Consider the following 1,305-nt stretch of genomic DNA (forward strand, 5'->3'; position numbering starts at 1 on the left):
GACCGACGAGGTCGTCGCGGCGAAGACCGCAGCGGCAGTCAAGCACGGCCTCGTCCCCGTGGTGTGCGTCGGCGAGACCGGCGAGCAGCGCGAGGAGCGCGGCGCCGGTGTCGTGCCGGTCGAGCAGCTCCGCGTCGTGCTCGACGCGGTCAAGCCGGCCGACATCGTCGTGGCGTACGAGCCGGTCTGGGCCATCGGGTCCGGCCAGGCGGCCACGGCCGAGCAGGCGCAGGACGAGTGTGCGGCCATCCGTCGCGGCATCGCCTCTGCCTGGGGCGACCAGGCCGCTGCGGACACCCGGGTGCTCTACGGCGGCTCGGTCAAGTCCGGCAACATCGCGGGGTTCCTCCGCGAGCCCGACATCGACGGCGCGCTCGTCGGTGGCGCTTCGCTCGACGTGCAGGAGTTCGCGGCCATCGCGCGGTTCCGTCAGCACGTCGGGCTGTAGTCCACAGGCGTCGTCGCGGGCAGTCGTCCGCACCACTCCCGTCCAGGTACCGGCCGTGCTCCGCGCGGCCGGTACACTGGTACGGCTGACTGACACGAAAGGTACGTCGTGGCGATACTCTCCGTCGTGCTGCAGGTCCTGCTCGCAATCACGAGCCTCCTGCTCACGCTCCTCATCCTGCTGCACAAGGGCCGCGGTGGTGGCCTCTCCGACATGTTCGGCGGTGGGGTCACGAGCAACCTCGGTGCGTCCGGCGTGGCCGAGCGCAACCTCAACCGCATCACGGTGATCCTCGGTCTGGTCTGGATCGTTTCCATCATCGTGCTCGGTCTCATCAACAAGTTCACGGCGGGGGTCTGATCCATGGCAAGCGGAGGCAGTGCAATCCGAGGGTCTCGCGTCGGCGCGGGACCGATGGGCGAACAGGACCGCGGGGTCCAGGCCGAGCGCGTGGCGATCTCGTACTGGGACGCCCTCGGCAACGAGGTCGTGCGGTACTTCGCCGCCAACCTCCCCGACGAGGAGATCCCCGAGACGGTGGACTCGCCGTCGAGTGGTCTCCCGGCTGGGCGCGACAAGGAGAACCCTCCCGTGGTCTCCAAGACGGAGCCCTACAAGACCCACCTCGCGTACGTGAAGGAACGCCGCACCGAGGAAGAGGCAGCGCAGCTCCTCGAAGACGCGCTGCAGCAGCTCCGCGAGCGTCGCGGCACCGCGGCGAAGAAGGCGTAGCGCCCACACACTGACGAAGGCCCCCGCACCGGATGGTGTGGGGGCCTTCGTGCGTCCGTCCGTCGGGGGAGGAGGGCGCAGGGAGAGCTGGCTCGTCGAGTGGATTGGTCACGACATGCCGCGTG

The 1,305-nt window shown here is 69.6% G+C and carries 3 protein-coding genes; all 3 read left to right on the top strand.

The window, feature by feature from the left end:
• The coding region (locus BIU95_RS13310) for a triose-phosphate isomerase (protein WP_139179802.1) at positions 1-448 on the top strand (448 nt) is incomplete at its 5' end.
• A 108-nt stretch (positions 449-556) separates the two neighbouring features.
• Positions 557-808, top strand: a complete 252-nt coding sequence (secG, locus tag BIU95_RS13315) for a preprotein translocase subunit SecG (protein WP_017887256.1) — start codon at positions 557-559, stop codon at positions 806-808.
• Between the two features lie 3 nt (positions 809-811).
• Positions 812-1,180 carry an RNA polymerase-binding protein RbpA gene (locus tag BIU95_RS13320; RefSeq protein ID WP_027465686.1) on the top strand — a complete coding sequence of 123 codons (369 nt, stop codon included), beginning with the start codon at positions 812-814 and terminating at the stop codon, positions 1,178-1,180.
• Positions 1,181-1,305 lie beyond the last annotated feature (125 nt).

Origin of the sequence: Curtobacterium sp. MCBA15_007 (assembly GCF_001864905.1) — a bacterium.
GTDB classification, from domain to species: domain Bacteria; phylum Actinomycetota; class Actinomycetes; order Actinomycetales; family Microbacteriaceae; genus Curtobacterium; species Curtobacterium poinsettiae.